Origin of the sequence: Enterocloster sp. OA13 (genome assembly GCF_022440595.1) — a bacterium.
Taxonomy (GTDB): Bacteria; Bacillota; Clostridia; order Lachnospirales; family Lachnospiraceae; genus Enterocloster; species Enterocloster hominis.
This window is the reverse complement of record NZ_JAKNTF010000001.1, coordinates 2,282,481-2,303,924: the sequence shown is the minus strand read 5'-3', so window position 1 is coordinate 2,303,924 and position 21,444 is coordinate 2,282,481. Positions and strand designations below refer to the sequence as shown.

Below are 21,444 nucleotides of genomic sequence, written 5' to 3'. Positions count from 1 at the left end.
TTGTAATTGCTGTCATTGCCGCAGGTCTTCTGTATGCAGGCATATGGGACAGGCATCACAGGAAATAGGACGTATAAACCAGTAGGTTCCAGGTAAGGATCAGGAATATATTGACAATCAGGCATATGGACACAGACGGCCGCCGCGGCCACTGTCTGAATGCACAGATACCGCCAATCAACAGCCAGACAATAAAAGAAAAGCCTAAAAATGGAATGACAGCCAGATAAGGCAGGTAATCCATGGGCCTGTGCAGGAAGAAACCAGCTATATAATAAAGAAGGTTACACAGCGATGTGAGTATGGAAATAACGGCCAGGACGCAGCCCTTTATGTAGCCGCGTACAACCGAATAGACAATCCCGCCTAATAATATAAGTGGAATGATGAACCAGATTGGCTGTAGTTCCATTATTACCCCTCCCGCCGAATGTATGTTCTTATTCTATCACAAATCTACAAAAATTTCACCACTTTTCTTTAGAGAAATAAAATCCTATGGTTTTATGGATGTAACTTTGCTATAATGAAAGAGTCGCACAGAGGAATAAAGCGGAGGGATTATGAGAATAGAAGCCTTAAAATACCGTAATAACAATTTGGATATCATTATTTTTGTGGACTTTGATGTGCTCAGCGGTGAACATACAAAGCGGTGGAGCATTGCGGAGATAGCGTATAAGAAGCTTATGGTGAACAAGTATAATTTTCTCAGTGATACATATTGCGATGACGATGAATATTATCAGATGCCGCCAAAAGAGCGGGAAATGTATATTCTGAAAAAGCAGATGGAATTTGCAGGCGAGGACAGATTAAGGGAAGCACTGACTGCTGCCTGGAATAAAATCAAACCGGATGCAGACCAGATACTTGGATTAAAATAGAACCGGAACCATATCATCATATAATGGCAGGATATGGCAAGAGAGACAAAACCGTTCATGGCTTTGTCTCTTTTTTTATCCATACAGGTTCTGCCATATACGGTCATTCCTATCCATATATGGTCATGTTTAGACTTCTGTATTTTGGGATAAAATATAAAGAAAAGCAGAAAATGGAAATCTGTATACAAAATATAAGGAGTTTACATGAAAAAAATATTGATATCCGGTATGGCAGCCTTTATCCTTTCTTTGGCGGTTCCCTGTGCAGTATATGCAGAGGAATATATGGACGGCCGGACAGAAGATGGAACAGCGCTGTCAGTACAGGCCATGGCAGTAACAGAGGATATCCACCGTGTGGTGGATGTGCTGAAGACAGGGAGGATGGATGAAGGCAGCGCCGGGGATGCTTCCTTTTGGCAGCTGGGCGCAGGAACATTTTCCATGAGCAGGAACATCATGGAGGCAGCCCAGGCCCAGGCGCCTGCAGGCGCCAGATTATCCTCCTACACACAGGATGATTTATATATTTTAGCCCATGTAATCTGTGGTGAGGCACAGTCCTACCCGGATGATGAGCAGCTTTACGTGGGTTCTGTTGTCCTTAACCGGGTCAGCCACCCGTCATTTCCTGATTCGGTAAGCGCAGTGGTGTTCCAGCGCGGGCAGTATGCATGTACCTGGGATGGGAACTATTACAGGGAACCAACGCCGCAGAACTGGGCCAATGCCCGGTATTTACTGGAGCATGGAAGCGTCCTGCCCGGCAATGTGGTATGGCAGTCAGGAGGCAGGCAGGGCAGCGGGGTATATATAAGGACCAGATACCACTGTTATTGTTACTGACTGTTTCCGGCAGCCGGATGCTTCATATCCGGGGACCGTGCTGGCTGAATGGAATGAGGAATTCAGGGATACCCGCCGCATAGGGGGCAATATCGTACTGCTGGTAATAGATAATGATACCGTCCGGCACTAAGAAGAAGTTCCCGGGATGGAAATCTTCCAGCTGCAGCCGCTTTCCGGATGTAAAATCCCATGTATCGGAATAACGCATGACTGAACCGTGTGCCCCGCCCATATAGGTGGATTCATCCCTGTATAAGCTGCTAATACAGCTGGAGTTAAATGTCACCGTATAGTCTGACGTGAACCCGTACATCTCAAAGGCCGGATGATTGTCCGGGATATAGCGGGCGGCTTCCACGGCCTGGGGATAGAGTACGGTACGGCAATAATCCTCCTTCCCTGCGGCAAGGTCCGCATAATATCCGTTGATAAATGCTGCCGCTGTCTGGCTGCAGTCAGAGGTAAAGACAGGGTAGCGGATGGTATATCTGAAAACAGGGATATCTTTATAATACAGGATGTTGCTTAAGGTGTCAGGGGATATGGTCTGCATATAGGCTCCAGAAGATCGTTTATCTGTTATACATTATATGCAAAAAATACTTGCCAAAGTCCCCATCCTGTGATAAAATAATCAACGTTGCTAAGATAAGCCGGCATGTCGGAATGGCAGACGAGGCGGACTCAAAATCCGTTGATGGCGACATCGTGTGGGTTCAAGTCCCACTGCCGGCACTACACCCTTGGCAGGGAGAAGTCTCAGAATTGACGTGTTTGCGTCACTTTTGGGACTTTTTCTTTTATAGGCGTCCGACGGTGCATATGTTTTGTTGAAAAAGCAAATGATTTATTGTATGATGTAAGAAGATTTGATGATTGGGACAGACAGGAGGTGCGGCTGTGACCTGCAGGGAAGCGGAACGTCTGGTAATGCCTTATATCAACGGCAGCATTACGGATGAAGAGTTGGAGGAATTCCTGAAGCACATTGAAGGGTGCGGGGAATGCCGGGAAGAGCTGGAGATTTATTTCACGGTGGACGTGGGCATACGGCAGCTGGATGAAGGGACCGGGACCTATAATATCAAGGGCGCCCTGGAGACCGCGCTGGAGCTGTCCAGGCAGCGTATCCATACACTTATGCTCCTTAAGACAGCCAGATATGCAGTGAATACCCTGTGTTTCTGGGCGCTTCTCATGATATTGGTGCTCCAGTTCAGGATGTGGGGGCAAAGCGGCTTTTTGGGATTATAGAGAAAGGACTATCAAAGGATGGATAAATTAGTTTTAATCGACGGACACAGTATTCTTAACCGGGCATTTTACGGGGTACCGGACCTGACCAATTCGGAGGGCCTTCATACCAACGCGGTGTACGGTTTTTTAAATATCATGTTTAAAATCCTGGAGGAGGAAAAGGCAGACCATCTGGCGGTTGCCTTTGACCTTAAGGAACCCACCTTCCGGCATAAGATGTACGATGCCTATAAGGGCACCAGGAAACCCATGCCGGAGGAACTCCACCAGCAGGTGGACCTGATGAAGGAGGTCCTGACAGCCATGGGCGTGCCGATCCTGACCCTTGCAGGATATGAGGCGGACGATATACTGGGCACGGTTGCCAGGAAAAGCCAGTTACAGGGCATCGACGTATCGGTGGTCTCCGGCGACCGGGACCTGCTCCAGCTGTCGGATGAACACATTAAGATCCGCATCCCCAAAACCAGCAGGGGAGGGACCGAGGTCAAGGATTATTATCCTGCGGACGTGGAACAGGAATACCAGGTTACACCCACGGAATTCATTGATGTAAAGGCCCTGATGGGGGATTCCTCGGACAATATACCGGGTGTTCCCTCCATTGGTGAAAAGACGGCCACCAGCCTGATTGCTGCCTACAAAAGCATTGAGAACGCCTATGCCCACCTGGATGAGATTAAGCCTCCCAGGGCCAGGAAAGCCCTTGAGGAGCATTACGACATGGCCCGTATGAGCAAGGAACTGGCCACCATATGCACGGACTGTCCGGTGGAATTTAACTATGAGGATACCAGGATTGACAATCTTTATACGCCGGAAGCGTACCAGTACATGAAGCGTCTGGAATTCAAGTCCATCCTTTCCCGCTTTGACGCCTCCGCCATGGGGGATGCGTCCGCTTCCAGCCTGGAAGACCATTTTACCCTTATCCGGGATGAAACGTCTGCTGCGGATGTGTTTGCCAGGGCGGCTGCCAGTGGCGTGACAGGACTTCAGCTTATCATAGGAACCCAGGCAGGCGCCAAGGCGGCAAAGCCGGAGGCGGCAGAACAGTTGTCCTTCAGTTTTGATGAAAACGGGGAGGTAAAGGCAGGCAAGAAGGCAAAATCCGGCCTGAATCCGGTTACCGGACTGGCCCTGTGCCTGGGGGAAGAGGATATCTATTGTATGGCGGCCGGAGAGAAGCTGTCCGGGGAGTTCCTGATCCGGCAGGTGAAAGCCCTGTGCGCCTTAAAGCCTGGCTCCAGCCATGAGGTATGGGTGCTGAACCTTAAGGAAATGCTGCCTTATCTGGAAACAGGGGATACCGCTCCGGTATATGACGGCGGGGTGGCCGGATACCTCTTAAATCCCCTTAAGGACACCTATGGGTATGATGACCTGGCAAGGGATTACCTGGGCCTGACCGTGCCGTCCAGGGCAGATCTGCTGGCCAAGGCGGATCTGGGGGACGCCCTTTGGAATGAAGATGCCAGGGCAGTGACCTGCGCCTGCTATATGGCTTATACGGTATGGAAGGCAGCGGCGCCCCTGACGCGGCAGCTCAAGGATACCGGCATGTACGGTTTATACAAAGAGATTGAAATGCCGCTGATCTACAGTCTTTACCACATGGAACAGGAAGGCGTCAAGGTGGAACGGGCCGAGCTTGAAGAGTACGGCAACCGCCTGAAGGTGCGCATCGTGGACCTGGAGCAGGAGATTTACCGCGACACGGGAAAGGAATTCAATATCAACTCCCCGAAACAGCTGGGGGAAATCCTCTTTGAGGACATGAAGATGCCTGGGGGCAAGAAGACAAAGACCGGCTATTCCACGGCAGCGGATGTGCTTGATAAGCTGGCGCCTGATTATCCGGTGGTCCAGAAGATACTGGATTACCGCCAGCTGACAAAGCTGAACTCCACCTATGCGGAGGGCCTGGCTGCCTATATCGGTGAGGACGGCAGGATCCACGGTAAGTTCAATCAGACCATCACCGCCACTGGAAGGATCAGCAGCACGGAGCCTAACCTTCAGAATATCCCTGTGCGCATGGAACTGGGACGGGAAATCCGAAAGGTTTTCGTGCCAAAAGATGGCTGTGTGTTTGTGGATGCGGACTATTCCCAGATAGAACTGCGTATCCTGGCCCATATGTCAGGGGATGAACGCCTGATTGAGGCGTACCGTTCCGCCCAGGACATCCATGCCATCACTGCCTCTGAAGTATTCCATGTGCCCCTTGGGGAGGTCACGCCCCTCCAGCGGCGCAATGCCAAGGCCGTGAACTTCGGTATTGTTTATGGAATCAGCGCATTCGGGCTCAGTGAGGACCTGAGCATTTCCAGAAAAGAGGCAGTGGAGTATATCAATAAATACTTTGAGACTTATCCGGGGGTAAAGATATTCCTGGACGGCCTTGTAAGCCAGGGCAAGGAACAGGGATATGTGACCACCCTTTACGGCAGGAGAAGGCCGATTCCCGAGCTTAAGTCCGCCAACTTCATGCAGCGCCAGTTCGGCGAGCGGGTGGCCATGAACTCGCCCATCCAAGGCTCTGCGGCGGACATCATGAAGATTGCCATGATTGCAGTGGACCGAGAACTGCGGGCCAGGAACTTAAAGTCCAGGATTGTGCTTCAGATCCACGATGAACTGCTCATTGAGACAGCTGAGGACGAGATTGGGACGGTAAAGGAAATCCTGGTGGATAAGATGAAACATGCGGCTGAACTCAAGGTTTCACTGGAGGTGGAGGCCGAGGTGGGCAGATCCTGGTTTGATGCAAAGTAAAAAGGCATGGCCGGGGATGTAAAAGGAGCAATCAGAATTGGAAGAATGTGGGAACGTTAAGGATAAATTCATTTTAGGCATCACAGGCGGGGTAGGTTCCGGGAAAAGCAGGATCCTGGATATCCTTCAAAGGGATTATGGATTTCATGTAATCCAGGCAGACCAGGTTGCCAAAGGGCTGATGGAGCCGGGAATGGAGGGCTACCATGCGGTGGTGGATTATCTGGGGCCATCTGTTTTAAACGAGGACAGAAGCCTGGACCGGGCCGTCATGGCCGACATCATTTTCCATGACCCGGTAAAGAGGAGACGGGTGGATGAACTGACCCATCCCCTTGTATGGAAGGCTGCAATGAAGGAGGCCAGGGAGGCCAGGGAAGGGCGGGTGGTCATAGAGGCCGCCATCCCTTCAAAAGAATTCCGTGACAAGTGCAGCAAAATGTGGTATGTTTATACATCGAGGGAGAACCGCATGGAGCGTCTTAAGACGGGCCGCGGATATACCCGTGAGAAGACATTAAGCATCATGGACAATCAGGCCAGTGATGAAGTGTTCCGGTCCTTTTGTGACTCGGTCATTGATAATGATAAAAGCCTGGAAGAGACAAGGATGCAGATTGCCGCGCTGATGCGGCACATATCCCCGTAAGAGGACTAATTAGGAAGAGGACTGTACAGACATGAGAATGGTAAGCATTGCAAGCGGAAGCAGCGGGAACTGTATTTACATAGGTTCCGATGACACACATATCCTGGTGGACGCGGGTATCAGTAACAAGCGGATCCAGCAGGGCCTCAATGAAATCGGGCTGACCGGGAATGATATGAGCGGTATCCTGATTACCCACGAACATTCAGACCATATTAAGGGGCTGGGCGTATTATCCAGGAAGTACCATATCCCGGTTTACGGGACCAGGGAGACATTGGATGAGATTGCATGCTCAAGCAGTCTTGGGGAGTTTGACAGGGAACTGCTTACGCCTGTCTGCCCGGACGTGGATTTCATGCTGGGCGACCTGCATGTGAAGCCCTTCAGCATTGACCATGACGCCGCCAACCCGGTTGCATACAGGGTAAGATGCGGCAGCAAGTCGGTTGCGGTTGCCACGGATATGGGTCATTTTGACCAGTACATAATTGACAACCTGCAGGGGCTGGATGCGCTTTTGCTGGAATCCAACCATGATGTCCGCATGCTGGAGACAGGTCCTTATCCATATTACCTGAAGCGCAGGATTCTGGGCGACCACGGCCACCTGTCCAATGAAAATGCAGGCAGGCTGTTAAACTGCGTACTGCACGACAAGCTTAAGAAGATTTTCCTGGGCCATCTCAGCAAGGAGAACAACTACGAGGAACTGGCCTATGAAACAGTAAGGCTTGAGATTGACGAGGGCGACTGTCCTTACGGGGCTTCTGATTTTTCCATATCGGTAGCTGGCAGGGACTGTATGAGCGAGGTCGTGTATCTGTAAAGGATGAAGGATAAGATATGTTTTAATCATATCGGCCGGGTAATATACCTGGCCGGTATTTTTATGTCTGTGCTTTAAGGTCAGTGTTTTAAAATAAAAAATCTCAAAACCAATGCAGACATTTTGGGGAACATATGCTACAATGTACGAAAGATAAATTTACACCCATGTATTTCCGGGAAAACAATGGTATGAGGAGAATGAAAATGAGCAAAGCAATTATCACTGTAGTAGGAAAAGACACAGTAGGAATCATCGCAAAAGTATGTACATATCTGGCTGAGAACCAGATTAACATCCTGGATATTTCCCAGACCATCGTACAGGGATATTTCAATATGATGATGATTGTGGATGTCAGCAGCATGACCAAGTCCTTTGGACAGGTGTCGGAAGAACTGGAGCAGGCAGGAGAGGAAATCGGCGTAAGGGTTAAGATCCAGCGCGAGGATATCTTCATCAAGATGCACAGAATCTAATACAGCACCACATAAGAAAGGGACAAGCGGACATGATTAATATATATGAAGTAAATGAAACCAATAATATGATTGAGCATGAGAAACTGGATGTGCGTACCATCACCCTGGGCATCAGCCTCCTGGACTGTGTGGACAGCAATCTGGACGCCCTCAATGATAAGATTTATAATAAAATCACCACCCTTGCCAGCAACCTGGTGGCCACGGGCCGGGATATTGAGCGCGATTTCGGGATTCCCATTGTCAATAAACGTATTTCCGTGACACCTATCTCCCTGGTGGGCGGCGCTGCCTGCAAGTCCCCGGAAGATTTTGTGACCATTGCAAAGACCCTGGACAAGGCTGCGAAGGAAGTAGGCGTGAACTTCATCGGCGGTTATTCTGCCCTTGTAAGCAAGGGGATGACGGCTGCGGATAAGAACCTGATCCTTTCCATTCCCCAGGCGCTGGCACAGACCGAGCGTATCTGCAGTTCCATCAATGTAGGTTCCACCAAGACAGGCCTTAACATGGATGCGGTGGAGCTGATGGGAAGGATTGTAAAGGAGACGGCAGAGGCCACCAGGGATAACGACTCCCTGGGCTGTGCAAAGCTGGTGGTGTTCTGCAATGCGCCGGACGACAATCCATTCATGGCCGGCGCGTTCCACGGCGTCACGGAGGCGGATGCCATCATCAACGTAGGGGTCAGCGGCCCGGGCGTTGTGAAGGTGGCCCTGGAGAAGGTGCGGGGGGCAAACTTCGAGGTGCTCTGTGAAACCATCAAGAAGACTGCGTTTAAGATTACCCGCGTGGGCCAGCTTGTTGCCCAGGAGGCATCCAAACGCATGGGAATCCCGTTCGGCATCATCGACCTTTCCCTGGCCCCCACTCCTTCGGTTGGGGACAGCGTGGCCGAGATACTGGAGGAAATCGGCCTGGAGCGCGTAGGCGCGCCGGGAACAACGGCAGCCCTTGCCATGCTCAACGACCAGGTCAAGAAGGGCGGCGTCATGGCCTCCTCCTATGTGGGAGGGCTTAGCGGCGCATTCATCCCGGTCAGTGAGGACCAGGGGATGATTGATGCGGTAAGCCTTGGCGCGCTGACCATCGAGAAGCTGGAAGCCATGACCTGCGTCTGCTCCGTTGGGCTGGATATGATTGCCATTCCCGGGGATACGCCTTCCACCACCATTGCGGGCATCATTGCGGATGAAGCGGCAATCGGAATGATTAACCAGAAGACCACCGCGGTCCGCCTGATTCCGGTTATCGGCAAGAAGGTGGGCGATTCGGCGGAATTTGGCGGACTTTTGGGATACGCGCCCATTATCCCTGTGAATACATTTTCCTGTGAGAAGTTCGTGACAAGAGGCGGAAGGATTCCTGCGCCGATCCACAGCTTCAAGAACTAAGGGATGGGAAGGAAGGTTTCAACCGGACTTACGGCGTGTTGGAACCGGAGGAGGATGGATGAAGCTTTATCTGATCCGCCACGGACGCCAGTGCAGCAGGCTCTGCAATGTGGACGTGGATTTAAGTGAAGAAGGATACAGGCAGGCGTCTCTCTTAGGAGAACGCCTGTTTCGTGAAAAGATACAGGCAGTGTATTCCAGCAGTCTCCTGCGGGCGGTGGAAACAGCCCAGGCAGCCAATCTGTATTGGAATGTGGAGCATTTTATCCGGCCTGAACTGGGAGAGATTTCCTTTGGGGACATGGAAGGAATGTCAGATGAGGAAATTGCAGCGGCCTATAAGGACTTTAAGGCGCAGCAGGGCCGGATGGAGGAGGACCTGCCGTACCCGGGCGGCGAATGCGCTGCGGATGTGGTGCGCCGGGCAGAACCTGTTTTTATGGAAATGGTCCACAGCGGATACGACAGGATTGCCGTGGTGACCCACGGCGGCGTCATCCGCTCCATGGTTGCCCATTACCTGGGCATACCCATGGCTAGGTGGAGGATTCTGGGCGCCAGCCTTGAGAACTGCAGTATAACCCAGCTGGACTGGGATGAGGAGAACAGCCGTTTTTTACTGGAACGGTTTAATGATTACGCGCATTTGGAAGCCTGCCCCGACCTTCTCAGAAGGGCATGGGTGGGTACTGAAAATTAATGCTGTGATGAGAGAGGGGCAGGAATGAAAAAGGGTATCATATTTGATGTGGATGGGACACTGTGGGATGCGGCGGTCCAGGTGGTGGATTCCTGGAATGAGGTATTGTCCATGCATCCGGGACTGAATGTGACCATAACGGTAGAGGACATGAACAATAACATGGGAAAGACCATGGATGAGCTGGGCCGGGCTTTCTTCCCTTCCTTTTCCCATGAGGAGCGGACCAGGTTCATGAAAGAGTGCATGGAGTACGAGAACCGGTATCTTGAGACACATCCCGGAATCTTGTATCCGGGGGTAAAGGAGACAATCATCCGGCTGGCCCGGGACTATGAACTGTTCATTGTAAGCAACTGCCAGTGCGGTTATATTGAGGTGCTTCTTAAAAGCTGCGGCCTTGGGGAATACATAAGGGATACGGAATGCTTCGGCAATACGGGCCTGCCCAAGGGCGACAATATACGGATGGTGGTCCAGAGGAACCATCTGGATAAGTGTATCTATGTGGGGGATACGTCCATGGACCAGGAAGCGGCAGCCATGGCAGGGGTTCCCTTTGTCCATGCCGCATATGGCTATGGCACCGCGGATGCGCCGGAAGGCATCATTGAATCAATGGAACAGCTGCCCGGAACCGCAAGGCAGATGTTAGGTTAGGAGTGGATATATGGATCAGGAAGAATGCAGGGAATTAGGACAGGCTTTGGACCTGTTCCTGGACGAGGCCCTGGAGCGGATACTTTTCAGCAACCCGGTGGACCGGGAACGGATTGCTAAATCCAGGCTGCGTCCGCTGCTCATGAAAGGCAGCCTGGTGTTCCAGGCAGAGGAGCAGGTGGGCAGACAGGCATTCCACCGCAACCTGTCCCGGGAGGAGGCCCTGTCCTATATCAGGGAACTGCTGGACGGAAGCTTCAGGCAGGCAGAGATTGTGTCAGGCCATGGGACCGGGCTGATTCTTGTGAGCAGGAAGGGAAAGGTCACGGTCAAGGTAAAGAGGAAGGCGCACAGCGGGGGAGCGGAGGCCCAGCCCGCCCGTATACAGCCTGCATCCGGGCTTATGTCCCATAACCGCCAGAAACGCTATATCCTTAAGGAGGGCTGTGCCGTCCCGTTCCTGGTGGACCTGGGGGTCATGACAAGGGAAGGGAAGATTGTTAACAGCCGGTATGATAAGTACCGCCAGATTAACCGTTTCCTGGAGTTCATTGAGGACATCCTCCCCAATTTAAATCAGGAAGAGGAGACAACCATCATTGACTTTGGATGCGGCAAGTCCTATCTTACCTTTGCCATGTACTATTACCTGAAGGTGCTGAAGGAATACCCGGTGCGCATCATCGGGCTGGACCTGAAGCAGGATGTGATAGACCACTGCAACCGTCTTGCCAGGCAGTACGGATATGACAGGCTGGATTTCTATCACGGGGATATCGCTTCCTATGAGGGCGTGGACCATGTGGATATGGTGGTGACCCTGCACGCCTGTGACACGGCCACTGACCATGCGCTGGCAAAGGCAGTGAACTGGGGTGCGAAGGTAATCCTGTCCGTGCCCTGCTGCCAGCATGAACTGGCAAAGCAGATAAGCTGTGACATACAGAAGCCGGTACTGCAGTATGGTCTGATTAAGGAAAGGATGGCGGCCCTGTACACCGACGCCATACGTGCGCAGGTGCTGGAACGCTGCGGATACAGGACCCAGATACTGGAATTTATCGATATGGAACACACGCCTAAGAATATCCTTATCAGGGGCATCCGCCAGGGGAAGAAGGCCGGGAATGAAGGGCAGTTAAAAGAACTGCTGGGGTTCCTGGGGGTGACGCCTGCCATTGTGAAGCTGCTGGCTCCGGAACTTTGGATGGAGCATTAGAGGATGCACCAGATGATGCACCAGATGATGTATTAAATGATGCACTAGATGATGCATACGGGCTGGGTGTATTCATTGCGGCACCTGTACCCATAGGCGTGGGCCAGGATGGCCTGGCGGATATGGGTGGCATAGATATCCTTTTTCAGCATGCTGAGGGAGGTGCCCGTGAGGATGCGCGGGGCGTCGGCCGTCTTTGTGATCAGCGGGATGGAGGACTGCTTCTTTATCATGGAGAGCAGCCCTGCTGAATCCTTTTTAAAACCGAGTATACGGGCGTAGGGTGCATACCCTGCGCTTTTATATTGGGCCATATCCTGGTCTGTCATGCCTAAAAGGATGTGGAGCAGGGCGCGGCTGATCCTTGTATAGGTATACTGGCGCGTCTTGAGCTGACGGATCCGTCCTTCCCAGTTTTCGTATTCAAGAAGCCGCGTCCTCAGCCTGGAAGCCATCTCCTTTGACACATCCGCATAAGAGGAAAAATCAATCTCCTGGCTGGCCATGGTAAGCAGTGTGTAGTTCAGCAGCCCTGAAAGGTCATTCACCCCCACGGCCGGTTCCGTACCATACATGGACAGGACAGCCGGGGGCACATGGGCTGAGAGACGGGAGGAAAGGCTGGATAACGGGTCCGTGTGTGCATTGCCTTCTGTCAGCAGGCGCCTCAGGGCGGACGCAGAAGCCTGGCCCTGGTCCAGTTCCCTGTCGTGGTAGCCCTGGCCCATGCGTTTGATGGTCACAGGCTTCAGGTTGCTGTTACTGCGGATGATGGCTTTGCAGTATTCAATCCCCAGCAGGTTGTTGGGGGAGCCAAGAAGACGGTCCAGGCTTTCAGGCTGCAGGGGAAAGTCCGGCACGGTCCCTGCCATCTGGATCAGGGCATGGTTCCTGGCCTGGGGCCAGCTTAAGCCCTGTCTCAGCCCCTGGTCCAGGAGTCCGGAGAAGGCCGGGCTTTCCTCGGCCAGCAGGGAGGCGGCTGTCAGGATTGGCCGGACCTGCCCGTCCTCACTGCCAAAGCATATGGTATCCACGGCGCCAAGGGCAGTAAGGAGGGACACGCCGCAGGCCGCAAAATCCTCAGCGCTGCTGACGGCAAAGGCGGAGGGCAGTTCCACCACCAGGTCCGCGCCGCAGCACAGGGCCATGCGGGTCCGCAGATATTTGCTATAAAGCGCAGGTTCCCCGCGCTGCACAAAGTCGCCGCTCATGACAACCACGCAGAAGCCGGAGTCTGTCAGTTCCTTTGCTTTTTTAATATGAAATTCATGTCCGCTGTGGAAGGGATTATATTCTGCTATGATTCCGGTCAGTCTCATGGAATACCTCGTTCTTTCTCTCTGCAAATTATCATGTCCATTATATCGGGAATCAGTCAATCCGTCCAGCCTGAATCGTCCGGTCCGGCCCCGCCTGCCCTGGATCCGTTTATTTCCAGTTTATAAATCTATAATATTTCGAACACAATTTCTCCACAATCGCTTCACAATTCCACCATAAATCAAGGGTATATTTATAACTGTCAAAAGGAAATAGATGAAATATCCAAAACATAGAGAATTGTATGAAAGGAGACTTTTTTATGTACGGGAATGAAAACAGGAATTTAAATGGAGATAACAGCACAGAGAGGAACATACCGGAAAGGAACATACCGGAGACAACCGTTAACTGGACCACCCCCAATATGGATGAGGGCCAGGGAAACAGGAACAGCGGATTCAATCCATCCCATGAAGGCAGCCGCCAGCAGGGATACAATGTGTATTCACAGCAGTCCGGGAACAGCGGCAGCGGCGGGAACCGGGAACCAAAGAAAGGCATGTGGATGAAACGGGCAGCCGGAATCACGGCAGCGGCGGTCCTGTTCGGCGCCGTATCCGGCGGGGTGATGACAGGCGTTAATTATCTGGGAGCCAGGATGACAGGCATGTACGGCAATGCAGGCGCCCAGGCACAGGCACAGGTCCAGCCGCAGATCCAGCAGGTGGCGCCCGCCGTGACCACGCAGAACGGCGGACAGGGAGCGACCACGGTGACCGCGGTCACCGATGTGTCAGGAATCGTGGAAACAGTGATGCCGTCCATTGTGGCCATCAATGATACCATGACCGTTCAGCAGCGGGACTTCTTCGGAATGCCACAGACCTACCAGGCCCAGAGCAGCGGTTCAGGCATCATCATCAACCAGAGCGATACGGAGCTGCTGATTGCCACCAACAATCATGTGGTTGACGGGGCGCAGGATTTGAAGGTTACATTTGTTGACAACAACGACGTAAGCGCTGCTGTCAAGGGTACGGATTCCGCCTCTGACCTGGCAATCATCGCAGTCCAGTTAAAGGATATCCCGTCCGACACCATGAGCAAGATTAAGGTGGCTTCCCTGGGAGATTCCGACAACATAAAGGTAGGCCAGCAGGTGGTGGCAATCGGAAACGCACTTGGATATGGACAGTCCGTAACTGTCGGCTATGTCAGCGCACTTGACAGGGAAATCACGGACGGCAGCGGAATCACAAGGACCTTCATCCAGACCGATGCAGCCATCAACCCAGGCAACAGCGGCGGCGCCCTGATTGACTTAAACGGCAATGTAATCGGTATCAATGCGGCCAAGACAGCTTCCACGGAGGTTGAGGGCATGGGCTTTGCAATCCCCATCTCCAAGGCGCAGGATATCTTAAACAGCCTGATGACCAAGAAGACCCGTGTGGCCGTATCTGAGGGCGCCCAGGGGTATCTGGGTATCCAGGGAACCAACATTGACGCATCCGCGGCACAGGAATTCGGCATGCCGGTAGGCATCTATGTCTATAAGATCGTGGAAGGCGGGGCAGCCGCATCCTCTGATTTAAAGGAAAAGGATATCATTACTAAGTTTGACGGACAGTCTGTTACGAACATGGAAGAATTAAAACAGATGCTTACGTATTATGAGGGCGGATCCACCATTACCCTGACCGTCCAGTCCCTGGTCAACGGCGCTTACGTGGAGCATGATATACAGATAACCCTGGGAACAAAGCCGGCAGCTAATTCATAAAATATTAACACCTATTTTATGGAAAATATGATATACTGGACCTAATAGACAATCAATTAAGGAGGTTCAGCTTATGAAATTAGTATATGCAATCGTAAGGAACGACAACGAAGATGACGTAGTAAGCCAGTTAACCCAACAGCACTACAGCGTAACCAGGCTGTCCACCACCGGCGGATTCCTGAAAAAGGGCAATACCACACTGATGATCGGTGCGGAGGATGATAAGGTACAGGAAGTGATTGATATCATTAAGCAGGAGTGCGGGCAGCACCAGAAGCTTACGGTGAATATGCCATATATTTCCGGAACCACCATGGTGAACTACGCAACCATGCCCATGAACGTGGAAGTGGGCGGCGCCACAATCTTTGTAATTGATGTGGACCGGTACGAGAAAATTTAACAAAAATTAGCAAGGTTTCTCCCATCCTCTAAGGTGGTGAGATGAATTGCCAAAAACAAACTTAACGGTATGAAAGAGGTATCTGCGCTATACGATATGCCCCTTGTCCTGCAGACAAGGGGCATATCGTATCAATTGCAGATGCCTTTTTTTGATGCAGAAACACAAGGATTCCTGTTTATAATATCATTCGCGCCCTCTAAATGCATTTTCAGACAATAAAAAGGAATTAAAAAGAGGTTTCTTAGTGAAAATGTTCAAAGAGGTATTGACATAACTGACATTAGGTGCTATATATAATACAAACCGATTTACTAAACCGATTTATTATAATAAAACACTAAATAATTAACAATCAATAGGAAAAAATTAACAGTAAATACAAAAATCATATAATCTAGGAGGGACAGCAATGAAAGAGAGAATGGAAGCAGGCGAGGTCTTAAACAATGTAAAGACATGCTCCTCGCCGTCGGAACTGAGGATTACGGATATCCGCTTTGCAGATATCTGGAATGCCCCCATGCACTGTATCCTGGTTAAGGTGTTCACCAACCAGGGACTGGTGGGATACGGGGAGGTCAGGGACTTTGCGGATAAGCGCTATGCGCTGATGCTGAAAAGCAAGCTGATTGGCGAGAACCCCTGTAATGTGGACCGCATCTTCCGCAAGATGAAACAGTTCGGAGGACTGTCACGCCAGGCAGGCGGGGTCTGCGGAATCGAGCTTGCCCTGTGGGATCTGGCCGGCAAGGCATATGGGGTACCGGTGTACCAGATGCTGGGCGGCAAATTCAGGGATGAGATCCGCTGCTACTGTGACACGGATGTGGAAGGGAAAAACAGCGGGAAGAAGATGGGTGAGGCCCTAAAAAAAAGGATGGAAAAAGGCTTTACCATGCTTAAGATGGACCTGAGCATCAGCCTTTTGTACGACGTGCCGGGCGCCCTCAGCGCTCCCCTGGGATTCATTGATAAGCTCAGGGAAGCAGAGGACTGTGATGAAATCATGTGGAAGCAGGGGACCCTGGATGAGCGGTATCACATGAACCGTGTCAGGGAAGTCCAGAACATCGAACATGGGATGACCGCTGTGCAGATTACGCAGAAGGGCCTGGAATATCTGGACCAGTACATGTCGGATGTGCGCTCTGTCATCGGCTATGAGATTCCCCTGGCAATCGACCATATCGGACATATCGGCCTGACCGAGTGCATCAAGCTGGGCAGGATGCTGGAGAAATACAATATTGCCTGGCTGGAGGACGCGCTGCCCTGGCATTATACGAAACAGTACGCCATCTTAAAGCAGTCCGTCAATGTCCCCATATGCACGGGCGAGGATATCTATCTGAAGGAAGGCTTCCGTCCCCTTCTGGAGGCAGGCGGCGTTTCTGTCATACATCCGGACCTGCTCACATCCGGCGGGATCCTGGAGAACAAGAAAATCGGCGACATGGCCCAAGAATACGGGGTGGCCATGGCCGTACATATGGCGGAGAGTCCTGTGGCCTGTCTGGCTGCCGTGCACAGCGTAGCCGCCACAGAGAACTTCCTGGCCCTGGAGTTCCATTCCAACGATGTTCCATGGTGGGATGATTTGGTCATCGGAACCAGGAAACCCCTGATACAGAACGGATATATCAAAGTACCGGATGCCCCCGGATTGGGAATTGAAGGACTGGTGGACGATGTGATACGGGAACATATTGACAATGAGAAAATCCCCGGCCTTTGGGAGGCTACCGATGACTGGAATAACAGCTACAGCCACGACCGTCTGTGGAGCTGAGCATCATATCAAATAAAAATATAAAGGAGGAATACGATTATGTTACCAGAAAACAGGGAGTACACCATACCAAGAGAGGAAATCCGCCATCTGGACATCACGGACCTGGAGCGCATTGAACGTTTTAAGAAAGCCGGGTACGGCGGCAATGTTTCCGACTCACTCTGGTCCCTTGGCGTGTGCGACACAGTCCTGTCGCAGCGTTTTAAGGCGCTTCGCCAGGGAATGCAGCTGGTGGGCCGCGCCCTGCCGGTCAAACTCCATACCCTGTCCATTGACACTTCCTACCTTCCGGGCGAATCACTGGATAAGTTCTATGAGGACTATCTGGACGGCCGGGAGCATCCACAGAAAATCATGATGCGCACGGTTGCCTCTGAGCCGGATGGGAGCATCTTATGTTTTGACTGCGGAGGGGATATGCAGCCCGCTCATTTTGGGGAAATGAGCTGCCAGCTGGCCTATGCCCACGGATGCCGCGGAATGCTTCTTGCAGGGAACTGCAGGGATACGCAGTATGTGCTGAAAATGCAGGATTTCCCAATGTATTCCTTTGGGACTGCGCCTAACGCGTTCGGCGGATGGATTGTCACCGATGTCAATGTCCCGGCCATGCTGCCCGGCCATGTCACTCATTACGTAACCATTTATCCGGGGGATTTCATATTTGGGGATAATGACGGCGTGCAGGTAATCCCGAAGGATATCGTGGATGAAGTGCTTCTCAGGGTGGAGGCAATCTATGAAAAAGAGAATAAGCAGCGTCAGATGCTGGCGGACGGAATGCCCATTGACCAGGTATATGCAGAATTTGGGGTGCTGTAAAAAGAAATACCGTTTATAATGGAAGGTACATGTTAGCAGATTGTATATGAGGAGGAATAACATGAAGCGGGGAAATAAGGTTTACAGAAAACAGATAGGTACATTATTATTGGCAGCAACCATGACAGCGGCAGCCATGCTTACCGGATGTCAGGGAACCACAAAAGCAGATACAACGGCGGCAGAACAGACAGGCACATCCGCAGCACAGGCTGAAAGCAGCGGTGAGGATAAGCTGGTTGTATATTTCAGCAGCGGGATGGCAGGGGGAGCTGCATGGGGCCAGGCGGAAAAAGGATTCAATGACGCGTGTGCCGAGCTTGGGTGGGAGGGCCACTACCTGGCGCCCCAGACACCGGGTAATACCCAGGACATGGTCAATAATACGGAAACAGCCCTGACCAATGGGGCGGACATCATATTGATCGTGCTGACCCAGGAGGACGCTGCAGAGGATGTCATGAACCGCGCGGTAGAGCAGGGCGTAACCCTGATCGGTATTGCCACGGATAATGATATTCCCGCGGCATACATAGGCACTGACCCGGTTAACCTGGGATACTCCGTTGCAGAGGCCCTGATCCAGGCCATGGGCGACAAACCCATTAAGGTGCTCACCATGCAGAGCAACCTGACCATGGAACAGCAGAATGACCAGGTGGCTGCATTTGAGGAAAAACTGAAGGAACTGAGGCCGGATGCCATTGTGGCGGATAAGACGGAGTGTATGTCCAATGCAGCCACGGCACAGGATAAGATATCTGCCTCCTATCTGGCGGACCCGGATATCAACTGCATGGTTTCCTTTGACAGCTATGCAGGCCTTGGAGGCGCTGCCTTCGTACAGGAGAACGGGCTTCAGGACAGCTTCTGCGTGGTGGGGATTGATGATGCGCCTGAAATCTTAAGATGCGTGCAGGACGGCAGCATGGTATGTACGGTAGCACAGCACTGGTACAACGTGGGATATGACGGGGCATATCTGGCCAAGGCGGTCCGTGACGGCGGGCAGTACGAGCGCGGCAATGACTCAGGAACAACAACCCTGTTCATCGACGATATTGACGGCTGGGTAAAAGAACGCGGCATTGACATGGGTGAGTAGGCTGGCTGCGGCGGCTGCGCCGGAAAGGAGAAGGAAAATGGAAAAACAACCGGATAATGCCCAGGTTAAGAAAAGTGCGGTCCTACATGCGCTTTTAAACAAAAACGAATTAGGGACAATCCTGCCTCTGTGTCTTCTGCTGATTGTGGTGGGCTGTGTGAATCCCAACTTCTTTGCAATGAACAACATCCTTGATATACTGAAGACATCCAGCTTTTCGTTTATTGTCGCCGTACCTATCACATTTCTGATGGCTTCCGGCGGAATGGATCTTTCCATAGGCGCCGCCACCAGTTTCGGAGGTGTTGTCTGCGCCTTTGCACTGAAGGCAGGAATGCCGATCCCGGTTTCCATTGTGCTGGCCCTTGGGGCCGGCGCAGTGGTGGGGGTCATCAACGGCATTGTAATCGTGTATTTTGACCTGCCTCCATTCATCGCCACCTTGGGTACCCAGTATGCGTTTAACGGAATCATCGCAATCACCACGGAAAACCTGGCAATATCCGGTTTTTCCAGCAGTTTTAAGATGATAGGACAGAATAAACTGTTCGGGATGGTCCCTCTGCCTGTTGTCTATGCGCTGATCATCGGTATCATCGGACATATCATACTGGTAAAGACCAAGTACGGCCGCGCCATCCTGGCCATCGGCGGAAACAGGGAGACTGCCTATCTTGCAGGCATCAACGTACGCGCCAAGTGCCTGACGGTTTTCATCGCCACCTCCATGCTTGCAGCCTTATCCGGCGTGCTGATGGCTTCCCGTTTTGCCAGCGCACAGCCGGCAGCCGGAACAGGCACCGAGCTGACAATCATGGCTTCGGTCATCATTGGCGGCACAAGCATGTTTGGCGGTACCGGGACCGTCCTGGGGTCGGCCCTTGGCTGTATCCTGCTGGCCACCATCACCAATGCCCTGATTGTAATGAAGGTATCCACGTTCTGGCAGAACCTGATATTCGGCGTGATTCTTCTTGCCGCCATATTCATTGACAAGTACCGCAGGAAAGCAGGAGGCGCAGAGTAAGGGAAAGGAGGCATACATATGGGCGAAACGATATTGGAGATGCGTAAGGTTACAAAGCGTTTTCCCGGTGTAATCGCGCTGAAAGATGTATCCATCGAGCTGAGGAAAGGGGAAATCCTGGCAGTGTGCGGGGAAAACGGCGCAGGGAAATCCACCCTTATGAAGGTCCTGAGCGGAAGCTACGTGGCCGGGGAGTATGAAGGGGAAATCCTCATCGACGGCAAACCGGCGGAGATGACCTCTGTGGCCTCAGCCGAGCGCTATGGGATTGAGATGGTCTACCAGGAGATGAACATGATGCTGGATGCCACCATAGCGGAAAATGTTTTTGTGGGAAACCTTCCCGGCAAAAACGGCTTTGTCAATTACCGCAGGCTCTATGCGGACACCAGGAAGATACTGGATGATATCGGACTGGATATTGAACCGGACACAAAGGCCAGAAGCCTGAACAGCGGCCAGATGCAGATGCTGTCCATCATGAGGGCCCTCAGCAGGAATCCCAGGATCATGGTGCTGGACGAACCCACCAGCGCGCTTACGGACCAGGAAACCGAGCTGTTGATGAAGCTGATGGACGATCTGAGGAAACGTGGCGTTTCCTGCCTGTTCATTTCCCATCGTCTGGACGAGGTCTTCCGGATAGCGGACCGGGTGGTGGTCATGCGTGACGGGGCCTTCATATCCTGCCGCGAGATAGGAAGTGTCTGTGAGAAGCAGCTGGTTGAGGAGATGGTGGGCCGTACCATCGAAAACATGTATCCCAAAGAAAAGGCAAGAATCGGCGAGGAAATCCTGCGCGTGGAGAACCTGTCCGTCCCCCATCCGACGATGAAGAATAAGAACATAGTTGAAAATGTAGGCTTTCATGTGAGGAAAGGCGAAATCCTTGGAATCGGCGGCCTGGTGGGAGCGGGGAGAAGCGAGATGCTGGGCGCTGTCTTTGGGCAGATCACAAAAGGCGTGAAGAAACAGGTGTACATCGGCGGAAAGAAGGTTGAAATCAACTGCCCCGGCGACGCCATCCGCAATGGAATCGGTTTTGTGACGGAGGAGAGGAAGAAATCCGGTTTTGTCTGGGTATTCACCATCAGGGAAAACCTGTCCCTGGCCAGCCTTAAGAATATATCAAAAGGCTGCTTTATCGATAAAAAGTACGAAAAACAATGGGTCAAGAAGATGTTTGACCGGCTCCGCGTAAAAGCCCCGTCCATTGAGACCGTAATCGTGAACCTTTCAGGCGGCAACCAGCAGAAGGTGGTGCTGGGAAAATGGCTTTTGGAGGAACCGCAGATATTATTCATCGACGAGCCTACCAAGGGAATCGATGTGGGCGCCAAGACGGAAATCTATAAAATCATGAATGAACTGACGGAACAGGGCGTTGCAATCGTCATGGTCAGCTCCGACATGCCGGAGCTGATATCCATGAGCGACCGCTGTATCGTGCTCAGCAATGGCCGGATTACAGGTGAATTCAACAACGAGGAGATTACCCAGGACCGTGTGATGCAGGCAGCGCTTGCAGAATAGAAA

21 protein-coding genes and 1 tRNA gene are annotated in these 21,444 nt (G+C 52.0%); 19 read left to right on the top strand and 3 right to left on the bottom strand.

What is annotated here, in order from left to right:
• Positions 1–55: 55 nt before the first annotated feature.
• The gene (locus tag MCJ35_RS10200; RefSeq protein WP_008716136.1) at positions 56–412 is read right to left on the bottom strand and encodes a hypothetical protein; all 357 of its coding nucleotides are present in this window, start codon (positions 410–412) and stop codon (positions 56–58) included.
• Positions 413–563: 151 nt separating this feature from the next.
• Here MCJ35_RS10200 and MCJ35_RS10195 point away from each other — a divergent pair, with 151 nt between their 5' ends.
• Positions 564–887: a hypothetical protein gene (locus MCJ35_RS10195; protein WP_008716134.1), complete on the top strand. Its 324-nt coding sequence runs from the start codon at positions 564–566 to the stop codon at positions 885–887.
• 207 nt (positions 888–1,094) lie between these two features.
• Positions 1,095–1,736: a cell wall hydrolase gene (locus tag MCJ35_RS10190; protein ID WP_025487233.1), complete on the top strand. Its 642-nt coding sequence runs from the start codon at positions 1,095–1,097 to the stop codon at positions 1,734–1,736.
• 22 nt (positions 1,737–1,758) lie between these two features.
• On the opposite strand, the gene MCJ35_RS10185 is transcribed toward MCJ35_RS10190, so the two are convergent.
• Positions 1,759–2,292 carry a DUF3298 and DUF4163 domain-containing protein gene (locus MCJ35_RS10185; RefSeq protein WP_025487234.1) on the bottom strand — a complete coding sequence of 178 codons (534 nt, stop codon included), beginning with the start codon at positions 2,290–2,292 and terminating at the stop codon, positions 1,759–1,761.
• 99 nt (positions 2,293–2,391) lie between these two features.
• Between MCJ35_RS10185 and MCJ35_RS10180 the strand changes: the two genes are divergently transcribed.
• The 10 genes from MCJ35_RS10180 (at position 2,392) to MCJ35_RS10135 (ending at position 11,707) form a co-directional block, all read left to right on the top strand.
• Positions 2,392–2,474, top strand: a tRNA-Leu gene (locus tag MCJ35_RS10180).
• A 165-nt stretch (positions 2,475–2,639) separates the two neighbouring features.
• On the top strand, positions 2,640–2,993 hold the full coding sequence (locus MCJ35_RS10175) for an anti-sigma factor family protein (protein ID WP_008716127.1): 354 nt from the start codon (positions 2,640–2,642) through the stop codon (positions 2,991–2,993).
• 18 nt (positions 2,994–3,011) lie between these two features.
• Entirely contained in the window at positions 3,012–5,774 is a 2,763-nt protein-coding gene (gene polA, locus MCJ35_RS10170) for a DNA polymerase I (protein WP_025487235.1), read from the top strand.
• Positions 5,775–5,811: 37 nt separating this feature from the next.
• Complete coding sequence (gene coaE, locus MCJ35_RS10165; protein WP_025487236.1) at positions 5,812–6,423, top strand: dephospho-CoA kinase; 612 nt, start codon at positions 5,812–5,814, stop codon at positions 6,421–6,423.
• Positions 6,424–6,454: 31 nt separating this feature from the next.
• Positions 6,455–7,252 (top strand): MBL fold metallo-hydrolase, encoded by a 798-nt coding sequence (locus tag MCJ35_RS10160; protein WP_008716120.1) that lies wholly within the window; start codon positions 6,455–6,457, stop codon positions 7,250–7,252.
• A 206-nt stretch (positions 7,253–7,458) separates the two neighbouring features.
• Positions 7,459–7,731: an ACT domain-containing protein gene (locus MCJ35_RS10155; RefSeq protein WP_008716117.1), complete on the top strand. Its 273-nt coding sequence runs from the start codon at positions 7,459–7,461 to the stop codon at positions 7,729–7,731.
• Between the two features lie 32 nt (positions 7,732–7,763).
• Entirely contained in the window at positions 7,764–9,128 is a 1,365-nt protein-coding gene (locus MCJ35_RS10150) for a PFL family protein (protein ID WP_120056006.1), read from the top strand.
• A 58-nt stretch (positions 9,129–9,186) separates the two neighbouring features.
• The gene (locus MCJ35_RS10145; RefSeq protein WP_008716114.1) at positions 9,187–9,828 is read left to right on the top strand and encodes a histidine phosphatase family protein; all 642 of its coding nucleotides are present in this window, start codon (positions 9,187–9,189) and stop codon (positions 9,826–9,828) included.
• Between the two features lie 24 nt (positions 9,829–9,852).
• The gene (locus MCJ35_RS10140; RefSeq protein ID WP_025487237.1) at positions 9,853–10,488 is read left to right on the top strand and encodes an HAD family hydrolase; all 636 of its coding nucleotides are present in this window, start codon (positions 9,853–9,855) and stop codon (positions 10,486–10,488) included.
• A gap of 10 nt (positions 10,489–10,498) precedes the next feature.
• Entirely contained in the window at positions 10,499–11,707 is a 1,209-nt protein-coding gene (locus MCJ35_RS10135) for a class I SAM-dependent methyltransferase (protein ID WP_025487238.1), read from the top strand.
• A gap of 44 nt (positions 11,708–11,751) precedes the next feature.
• Here MCJ35_RS10135 and MCJ35_RS10130 read toward each other — a convergent pair whose 3' ends face one another.
• Positions 11,752–13,026, bottom strand: a complete 1,275-nt coding sequence (locus MCJ35_RS10130) for a nucleotidyltransferase (RefSeq protein ID WP_240299468.1) — start codon at positions 13,024–13,026, stop codon at positions 11,752–11,754.
• Between the two features lie 368 nt (positions 13,027–13,394).
• Here MCJ35_RS10130 and MCJ35_RS10125 point away from each other — a divergent pair, with 368 nt between their 5' ends.
• The 7 genes from MCJ35_RS10125 (at position 13,395) to MCJ35_RS10095 (ending at position 21,441) form a co-directional block, all read left to right on the top strand.
• The gene (locus tag MCJ35_RS10125; RefSeq protein WP_420315209.1) at positions 13,395–14,753 is read left to right on the top strand and encodes a S1C family serine protease; all 1,359 of its coding nucleotides are present in this window, start codon (positions 13,395–13,397) and stop codon (positions 14,751–14,753) included.
• Positions 14,754–14,826: 73 nt separating this feature from the next.
• A complete protein-coding gene (locus tag MCJ35_RS10120) occupies positions 14,827–15,159 on the top strand; it encodes a cyclic-di-AMP receptor (RefSeq protein ID WP_008716104.1) in 333 nt (110 codons plus the stop codon).
• A gap of 412 nt (positions 15,160–15,571) precedes the next feature.
• The gene (locus MCJ35_RS10115) at positions 15,572–16,951 is read left to right on the top strand and encodes a mandelate racemase/muconate lactonizing enzyme family protein (RefSeq protein WP_040382522.1); all 1,380 of its coding nucleotides are present in this window, start codon (positions 15,572–15,574) and stop codon (positions 16,949–16,951) included.
• A gap of 39 nt (positions 16,952–16,990) precedes the next feature.
• Positions 16,991–17,776 carry an RraA family protein gene (locus MCJ35_RS10110; protein WP_025487239.1) on the top strand — a complete coding sequence of 262 codons (786 nt, stop codon included), beginning with the start codon at positions 16,991–16,993 and terminating at the stop codon, positions 17,774–17,776.
• Positions 17,777–17,837: 61 nt separating this feature from the next.
• Entirely contained in the window at positions 17,838–18,881 is a 1,044-nt protein-coding gene (locus MCJ35_RS10105) for a sugar ABC transporter substrate-binding protein (RefSeq protein WP_025487240.1), read from the top strand.
• A 37-nt stretch (positions 18,882–18,918) separates the two neighbouring features.
• Positions 18,919–19,908: an ABC transporter permease gene (locus MCJ35_RS10100; protein WP_008726016.1), complete on the top strand. Its 990-nt coding sequence runs from the start codon at positions 18,919–18,921 to the stop codon at positions 19,906–19,908.
• 18 nt (positions 19,909–19,926) lie between these two features.
• Positions 19,927–21,441 carry a sugar ABC transporter ATP-binding protein gene (locus tag MCJ35_RS10095; RefSeq protein ID WP_008726014.1) on the top strand — a complete coding sequence of 505 codons (1,515 nt, stop codon included), beginning with the start codon at positions 19,927–19,929 and terminating at the stop codon, positions 21,439–21,441.
• The last annotated feature ends 3 nt before the right edge of the window (positions 21,442–21,444 follow it).